The following is an 8400-nucleotide window of genomic DNA, read 5'->3' as shown; positions in this document are numbered from 1 at the left end:
CGGCGGGCGGGCGCGTGATGTATCTGCAAGCCGATGTATGTGATCGGGAAGGGATGGAAGCGGGGCTGAGACAGGTCCGGGACCGTTTTGGCGCCATCCATGGCGTGATTCATGCGGCGGGACTGCTCAGCAGCCAGACGATCCTGAGCACAACGGCAGCGGAATTCCAGCGCATCCTCGATCCGAAAATCGAGGGTGCCCTTGTGCTGGATGAGCTATTGAGGGAGGAAGCGCTGGATTTCGTCTGCTATTTTTCCTCCTCGTCAGCGATTCTGGGCGACTTTGGCTCCTGTGACTACGCGATGGGCAACCGGTTCTTGATGGCGCATGCGAATTACCGGAACGAGCTTAGCCGGCGCGGGCAAAGGCAGGGCAAAACGGTAGCGATCAACTGGCCGTTATGGAAAGGCGGAGGGATGGGAGCCGGCGACGGCGAGCATGCGAAGATGTATTTGCAGNCCGGCGCGGGCAAAGGCAGGGCAAAACGGTAGCGATCAACTGGCCGTTATGGAAAGGCGGAGGGATGGGAGCCGGCGACGGCGAGCATGCGAAGATGTATTTGCAGGCGAGCGGTCAGCGTTATTTGGAAGCGGAAGAAGGCTTCGCGGTCTTTGAACGATTGGTGAGCGGAAGCAGCGCTCACACGCTGGTGCTTGTCGGACAGCCAAGCCGTATACGGCGGTTTCTGGGATTGAGCGGGGCTTCGGTAGAAGCGAAGCCTCAAGGTGATTCGCTGTCGCCAGCCGTTGCCGCTGCCCGTCCGTCAGGGCAAGGAAGACGCCCTGAGATGAGGGGCTGGAGCGTGGAGCAGTGCTTGGAGTGGGAACTGAAAGAGCTGGTCAGCCAACTGCTGAAAATATCCCGCGAGCGGGTTGACCGTGAAGCGAATTTAACGGATTTTGGCTTTGATTCGATCAGTTTAGCGGACCTTTCCCGGGAAATAATGAACCGTATTGGCATTGAAACGACTCCAGCCTTATTTTACGGATATCCAACGCTTGCCCGATTGGCTGGCTATTTCATGACCGATCATGAAGCTGCGATCCGTACGCTATATCGAGAGCAAGAGCAGGCGCCGCAGCCAATCGGCGTGTTGAGCCCGGTCGTACAAGCCGCCAAACCGGACTCTCCATCCAGCAAGCGCCGCATGTCCGGATTGGGCACAGCGGCGGTGGCGGCACAGCGATCTTCGCAAGAAGAGATAGCGATTATCGGTATGAGTGGGCGCTTTCCCGATGCTCGGAATATTGAGGAGCTCTGGACAATCTTGACCAATGGACAGGATGTGGTGAAGGAGCATCCTTCGAACCGATTTACAGAAGATCCTGGCCGTACTGCCAAATGGAAAGGCGGCTGGGTGCCGGGCGTTGCTGAGTTTGATCCTTTATTTTTCGGCATATCGCCTAAGGAAGCGGAGATGATGGACCCGAGACAGCGCTTGCTGCTGCAGGAATCGTGGAGGGCGTTGGAAGATGCCGGATATGGATCCGAGCAAATCGAACGGGGCAAAATCGGCATGTTTGTCGGCGTGGAAAGCGGTGATTATCAGTATTTAACCGGAATTAACGCTCCGATAACGTCCAATCACGATGCGATTCTGGCGGCGCGCTTATCTTATTTTCTCAATTTGAACGGTCCCAACATGGCGATTAATACAGCCTGCTCGTCCGGTCTGGTGGCGGCCCATCAGGCTTGCTCCAGCCTGCGCAATCAGGAATGCGACACCGCCATTGCTGCGGGAGTGAATTTGATTCTTGCCTCCGGCACCCTGGCAGCGATTAATCAAGCGGGGATGCTGTCCGAGGATGGCAAGTGTTATGTGTTCGATAAGCGGGCTAACGGTATGGTTGCGGGCGAAGCAGTAAGCGTAGTCGTGCTCAAGAGGTTGTCTCAAGCGGTGGCCGACGGCGATCCTATCTATGCAGTCATCAAGGGAAGCGGCATAAACTATGACGGCAAAACGAACGGCATTACGGCTCCAAGCGGCGTTGCGCAGGCGAATCTTCTGAAATCCGTTTACGAGCAGTATCAAGTGAATCCGGCTCATATCGAATATATCGTCACGCATGGTACGGGAACTCGCCTCGGCGATCCGATAGAGATCAATGCCCTGTACGATTCATTTAAAAGCTATACCCGTGAACAAGGCTATTGCGCACTGACCTCCACGAAGACGAATTTCGGTCATACTTTTGCCGCTTCCGGATTGGTCAGCCTCATTAGTCTGGTGCAGGCAATGCGGCACGAAACGATTCCGGCCAGTCTGCATTGTGAGACGGAGAATGACTACATTAACTGGAAGGAAAGTCCATTCTATGTGAATAAAACAGCAAAACCGTGGTCGAACAAAGCGGGGCGCAATCGTCTTGGAGCGGTCAGTGCTTTTGGCATGAGCGGCACGAATGCCCACATGGTGGTGGAAAGTTATTCGGCGGATGAAGTAGGGCAACTGCCTTCGGGAACTGCGTCTTATTTGCTTGTACTCTCAGCCAAAACAGAAGAAAGTTTGCAGGAAAAAGTAAATGATATGATCGGCTTCATTCAAACGGGAGATGCCGAACAACCGGATTGGAGTCGAATCAGCTATACGTTGATGACAGGAAGACAGCATTTTAGCCATCGCTGCGCAATTGTCGTACAAGGAAGGGAAGACGCGGTTCATCTGCTCGGGACAGCTAAAGGAATAGAAAAGCTGCCGAACCTTTTCCGGGGACAGGTTCCTCGCGATTTTACCGGACAGAAGGCGATGTATGCCTATATCCGGGACTTATTGGCACAGAGCGAAGCCAAACGAGAGGACAGGGAGAAATATCTGGATATGCTCCATGTTTTGGCGGATTTGTACTGCCAAGGTTATGACATTCCGTGGAAGCATCTTCATGAGAATGCACATCGGGGACGCCTGCATCTGCCGACGTATCCGTTTGCCAGAAGCCATTATTGGGTTCGTGATTCTGCGTCTTTGGGCAATCACGCGGCAGCAGTCCAGCCTGCTTTGTCGGCTATTCAGGAGACGGTTGTTAGTGAATCCAGGCCGATTGTTCCAACTGAAAGCGGATCTGTCACTTTGATTGAGCCGCATGTGATAGAGAAGCCGGTGAAGATTACACTGAGTCCGATCCAGCCTGATCCGGTGCGTCCACCGTCTGTGGCGAATTCTGGAAAGCCGACGATTTCCCTGCCATTGACAGGCGGTTCGGAGGCATTCGAGACTCCAACGCTATCGATTGCTTTGCTGGAGCAAAAGGCGACAGTTGCCCCTGCACAAGGGATTTCGATTTCGACCAGACAACTGGAGACCGAGCTGAAACTTAGTTTGGCTGAGGCTTTGGCAATGGAGAGCCATCAAATTGATGAAGAGATATCTTTTATCGATTTGGGATTAGATTCGATCATTGGCGTGGAATGGATACAGAAGATCAACCAGAAGCATCAGACTTCTTTTGCCGCCAGTGTCATTTATGAATACCCCAATGTACGAGACTTCGCAGCGTATTTAGCCAAGGAACTGCATGCAGCAGCGAGCCAGTCAAGCAAGCAGGATTCGGAGTCTGGGAAAACTTCATCCGGAAGTGCGCCGCATGCGGTCCGATTGCCTTCCCGCGAACCTGAACCCGCCGCTGCGGAACAAAAGGGGAACGGCGCTTTGTTCCGCACGATGGCGCAGGAACAACTGCATGTTGAGCTGACGGATAGTTTGGCGGAAGCTTTAGGTATGGAGCGCAGTCAGATTGATCAGGATGCCAGTCTGATCGACATGGGAATGGATTCTATTATAGGGGTCGAATGGATTCAGAAGATCAATCAAACTTATGGTATGGCATTGACAGCTAATGTAATCTATGATCATCCAACGATTCGCACTTTTGCGTTGTTCCTAGAGGAGCAACGGCAACCGCAGCAGGGCAGCGTTCAACCAATTGCCGCCCAAACACCGTCGTCTTCTCCGCTGCAAGAACTGCTCCAACAGGTACAGGAAGGAAATATGGATATCGAGCAGGCCGATCTGCTTCTGCAACAACTGTACTTGGCATCTGTCGGCAGCGCATCCGGGCAAACGAATTGACGTTCTTTTACATACCCATAACCCAGGAGGTAATCATTATGCAAAAACAAGAAATTTTCAATATTGTCGTAGGCCATACTCGCGAGGTGCTTCCCGAATTGGAAAATCATGATTTCAAGCCTGCGGAAAGCTTGACGGAGCTAGGCGCGAATTCCGTCGATCGTGCCGAGATTGTCATGATGACCATGGATTCTTTGGAACTTCGCATTCCTCGCGTTGAGCTATCAGGTGCGCAAAATATCGGGGAACTGGTCGAGGTACTCTATGGGAAATTACAATCCGTCTAAAATTGTTGTCACCGGAATTGGCGTCGTATCGGCGATAGGGCAGGGAAAAGCTGCTTTCACAGAGGCGCTGCTGGCAGGGCGCCATGCCTTCGGCATCATGCAGCGTGCCGGCAGGCAAAAGGACACGGCATTTATAGGAGCAGAGATTTCTTCTCTGCTCCCTCCTGAGTCTATCTCCAAACGGCTGCTTCGAACTTTATCCTTATCGGGTCAGGCTGCGCTCATTGCTTTGCAAGAAGCATGGGAGGAGGCGAGATTAGATGCCGTTGACCCATCGCGTATTGGCTTAGTGATCGGCGGTTCCAACGTTCAACAGCGTGAGCTGCTGCAAACGTACGTAACATATGGAGAGCGGATCGATTTTGTCCGGCCGACCTACGGGATCTCTTTTATGGACAGCGATTTGGCTGGTCTATGCACCGAACAATTCCCGATAGAAGGATTTGCCTATACGATCGGAGGCGCTTCGGCAAGCGGTCAAGCATCAATTATTCAAGCGCTCCACAGCGTTCGTTCCGGGCAGGTGGATGTATGCATCGCGATGGGAGCTTTGATGGATCTCTCCTACTTGGAGTGCCAAGCTTTGCGCTCGTTGGGTGCGATGGGCAGTGACCGCTATGCACAGACGCCGGAGCTGGCATGCAGGCCTTTTGATCAGAATCACGATGGATTCATATATGGAGAGAACTGCGGCGTTGTCGTCATTGAACGGACGGAATCAGCCGTCCGCCGAGGCGCGCAGCCTTACGCGGAGCTGTTGGGCGGAGCGATGAAGATGGATCGCAATCGCAATCCGGATCCTTCGTATGCCGGAGAAGTTCGCGTCATTCAAAGCGTATTAGAGCAATCAGGCTTGTCTCCGCGGGATATTGATTATATTAATCCTCATGGAACGGGCTCGTTGATTGGAGATGAAACGGAGGCCAGGGCGATTATTGACTGCCAGTTGGGACACGCATTTATGAATACAACCAAATCGATTATTGGACATGGCTTAAGTGCTGCCGGCACAGTTGAGGTGGTGGCAACGCTCTTGCAGATGAAAGAGAAGCGGCTGCATCCGAGCAGGAATTTGGAAAATCCGATTCATGACGCATGCCGATGGGTGCAGGGCGAATCCATTCCTCATGCTATTGAGCACGCGCTCACGTTAAGCATGGGTTTCGGAGGGATTAACACCGCTCTTTGTTTCAAAAGACAAGCAGATCCTGGGGAGGAATCATAAATGGTTGCAGTTGGTATCGAGGCGATGAATGTATTCGGGGGAACCGCATATTTGAACGTGATGGAGTTAGCCAAGCACCGTAATCTGGATACGACGCGTTTTGAAAATCTGCTTATGAAAGAGAAGGCGGTTGCACTTCCTTATGAAGATCCCGTTACCTTTGGCGTCAATGCGGCGAAGCCTATTATCGACGAGCTTTCCGAAGCAGAGAGGAATCGAATCGAACTGCTGATTACATGTACCGAATCCGGGATCGATTTTGGGAAATCGATGAGTACCTATATCCATCATTATTTGGGATTAAATCGGAATTGCCGCCTGTTCGAGCTGAAAAATGCTTGCTACGCAGGGACGGCCGGATTTCAGATGGCCGTCAATTTTATTTTGTCTCAGGCTTCTCCCGGAGCCAAGGCTTTAGTTGTAGCGACGGATATTTCACGCTTCCTGGCGGCAGAAGGCGGAGAGGCGCTGACCGAAGACTGGTCCTATGCCGAGCCTAGCGGCGGGGCTGGAGCCGTAGCTGTTTTGATAGGAGAGAATCCCCAAGTATTCCAGGTAGACGTGGGGGCTAACGGATATTACGGATATGAGGTTATGGATACGTGCCGTCCGATTCCCGACAGTGAAGCAGGCGATGCCGACCTCTCCTTATTGTCTTATCTGGATTGCTGCGAAAATGCTTTTCTGGAGTATCAAAAACGCGTAGTAGGCGTGAATTACCGCGATTCGTTCCAATACTTGTCATTCCACACGCCGTTTGGCGGCATGGTTAAAGGGGCGCATCGCAGCATGATGCGCAAGATGGTCAAGGCCGCCACGGCCGAGATTGAAGCCGATTTCCAGCAGCGTGTCACTCCCGGGCTGAACTATTGCCAGAGAGTCGGCAATATTATGGGCGGCACGGTCTTGCTTTCCTTGGCCAGCACAATCGATAATGGCCGTTTTGAAAGCGCCAAACGAATCGGGCTCTTCTCTTACGGCTCAGGCTGCTGTTCCGAATTTTACAGCGGAGTCGCAACCTCGTACGGGCAGCAATTACAGCGCCGATTCCGGATAGAAGATCAGTTGAATCATCGCTATGCCTTGAGTATGAACCAGTACGATACGCTGTTGGCCGGCAGCAATGCGGTGAAGTTCGGTACTCGGAATGTCAAACTTGATGTGGATCTGCTTCCCGAGCCTTTCAGGGCTTCCCAAGGGAAAGGCTTTCTATTTCTGGATCGAATTAGCGAATTCCATCGCGAATACAGGTTCGTCTAATGAATTACGAAACGATTAAAGTCCGTTTTCAAGATAAGGTTTGCGTGATTCAGTTATATCGGCCGGAAGCGAACAATACGATCAATGATCGAATGATAGAAGAGTGCCATCATGTATTGGCGTTGTGTGAAGAGTCTGTCAAGGTTGTGGTTTTGGAAGGATTGCCGGAAGTATTTTGCTTCGGCGCAGACTTCCAGGGAATTTACGAGAAAGCAGCCGACGGGCAAGCGCCTGGGCATGATCCCGAGCCTTTGTATGATTTGTGGCTGAAATTGGCAACGGGTCCGTTTATAACGATTTCGCATGTTCGTGGAAAAGTGAATGCCGGAGGAATCGGCTTTGTTGCCGCCTGTGATATCGTGCTCTCCGATCTAACGGCGGTGTTTAGTTTGTCCGAGTTGTTGTTCGGGCTTTTTCCCGCTTGTGTGCTTCCTTTTTTAATTCGCCGCATAGGTTATCAAAAGGCGCATTATTTAACGCTGATGACACAGCCTGTCTCAGCTTCGCAAGCGCATACCTGGGGTTTGGCGGACGTATGCGACGCTCAAAGCGAGGCGCTGCTTCGCAAGCACTTGCTCCGTCTTCGCAAGCTGCCGAAATCGGGCATAGCCCAGTATAAGCGCTATATGAATCAATTGGATGACGTTCTGGTAAAATCCAAATCTCCGGCGTTGGCAGGAAATAGGGAAATTTTTTCCGATCCTCGCAATCTGGAGGGAATTTTCCGATTTGTCGAGCAAGGACAATTCCCATGGGAGCGTGAGTAATGATGGTTTCATCCGTAGTTTCGATGCATGAGCTTACTCCCGAAATTGTTCAAATCACGATGGAGGACAGGGAGCATAAGAACACGTTTTCCAAGGAATTGATTGAAGGCTTGACGGAAGCCTATGAAAAGATTGAGACTCATCCGAACTACAAGTGTGTCGTCCTGACAGGTTATGACAGCTATTTTGCTTCCGGAGGAACGCAGGATGGACTGCTGGCCATTTTTGAAGGAAAAGAAAAATTTACCGATACGAATATTTACAGCCTGGCTTTGGCGTGTAAAATTCCGGTCATTTCGGCCATGCAAGGCCATGCCATCGGCGGCGGATTTGCCATGGCGTTGTTTTCCGATTTTGTGATTTTCAGCCGGGAGAGCGTGTATACGACCAATTTCATGAGATATGGCTTTACACCGGGGATGGGGGCTACTTTCATCCTGCCGAAGAAGCTGGGATTCAGCCTGGCGGAAGAGCTGTTGATTAACGCCGGCAATTACCGCGGAGGAGAATTGGAGAAGAGAGGAATCCCTTTCCCGGTTCTCCCTCGCTCTGAAGTAATGAATTACGCTTGGGATCTTGCCCGGCAAATTGCCGAAAAGCCAAGAGTTTCTCTAATCACTTTAAAAGAGCATTTGGCAGGTCCGCTTCGGGCCGAACTGTCCAAGGTTGTGGAGCAGGAGGTTGCTATGCATGCCAAAACGTTCCACCGTCCGGAAGTAAAGGATCGAATCTATGAATTTTTTGGCAAATAGCTGACGAAGCTGATCTATAGGAAATCAGCAGTCGGCCGCCGGG

Annotated in this window: 6 protein-coding genes and 1 pseudogene; all 7 read left to right on the top strand. The window is 51.7% G+C overall.

Going from position 1 to position 8400, the window contains the following annotated elements; all coding sequences use genetic code 11:
* Nucleotides 1-350 (top strand): annotated as a pseudogene (locus tag AC6RNO_RS26475) (SDR family oxidoreductase); the annotation flags it as partial.
* Between the two features lie 173 nt (nucleotides 351-523).
* Entirely contained in the window at nucleotides 524-4066 is a 3543-nt protein-coding gene (locus AC6RNO_RS26470; protein ID WP_497107320.1) for a beta-ketoacyl synthase N-terminal-like domain-containing protein, read from the top strand.
* A 38-nt stretch (nucleotides 4067-4104) separates the two neighbouring features.
* Nucleotides 4105-4353 (top strand): acyl carrier protein, encoded by a 249-nt coding sequence (locus AC6RNO_RS26465; RefSeq protein WP_474681329.1) that lies wholly within the window; start codon nucleotides 4105-4107, stop codon nucleotides 4351-4353.
* Nucleotides 4331-5578 (top strand): beta-ketoacyl synthase N-terminal-like domain-containing protein, encoded by a 1248-nt coding sequence (locus AC6RNO_RS26460; protein ID WP_488434497.1) that lies wholly within the window; start codon nucleotides 4331-4333, stop codon nucleotides 5576-5578. The genes AC6RNO_RS26465 and AC6RNO_RS26460 overlap by 23 nt, the downstream gene beginning before the upstream one ends.
* Complete coding sequence (locus AC6RNO_RS26455; RefSeq protein ID WP_488434496.1) at nucleotides 5579-6838, top strand: hydroxymethylglutaryl-CoA synthase family protein; 1260 nt, start codon at nucleotides 5579-5581, stop codon at nucleotides 6836-6838.
* On the top strand, nucleotides 6838-7605 hold the full coding sequence (locus AC6RNO_RS26450) for an enoyl-CoA hydratase/isomerase (RefSeq protein ID WP_488434495.1): 768 nt from the start codon (nucleotides 6838-6840) through the stop codon (nucleotides 7603-7605). Before AC6RNO_RS26455 ends, AC6RNO_RS26450 begins: the two co-directional genes overlap by 1 nt.
* Before the next feature lie 2 nt (nucleotides 7606-7607).
* Complete coding sequence (locus AC6RNO_RS26445) at nucleotides 7608-8357, top strand: polyketide synthase (protein WP_474681345.1); 750 nt, start codon at nucleotides 7608-7610, stop codon at nucleotides 8355-8357.
* Nucleotides 8358-8400 lie beyond the last annotated feature (43 nt).

Source organism: Paenibacillus sp. sgz302190 (genome assembly GCF_059820445.1).
Note: the sequence above shows the minus strand (reverse complement) of the source record. Positions and strands in the feature narration are given on the sequence as shown.

Coding starts and splice junctions, on each gene's coding strand:
- AC6RNO_RS26450 (WP_488434495.1), top strand. CDS start 6,838: ATGAATTACGAAACGATTAAAGTCCGTTTTCAAGATAAGGTTTGCGTG.
- AC6RNO_RS26465 (WP_474681329.1), top strand. CDS start 4,105: ATGCAAAAACAAGAAATTTTCAATATTGTCGTAGGCCATACTCGCGAG.
- AC6RNO_RS26460 (WP_488434497.1), top strand. CDS start 4,331: ATGGGAAATTACAATCCGTCTAAAATTGTTGTCACCGGAATTGGCGTC.
- AC6RNO_RS26445 (WP_474681345.1), top strand. CDS start 7,608: ATGGTTTCATCCGTAGTTTCGATGCATGAGCTTACTCCCGAAATTGTT.
- AC6RNO_RS26470 (WP_497107320.1), top strand. CDS start 524: ATGGGAGCCGGCGACGGCGAGCATGCGAAGATGTATTTGCAGGCGAGC.
- AC6RNO_RS26455 (WP_488434496.1), top strand. CDS start 5,579: ATGGTTGCAGTTGGTATCGAGGCGATGAATGTATTCGGGGGAACCGCA.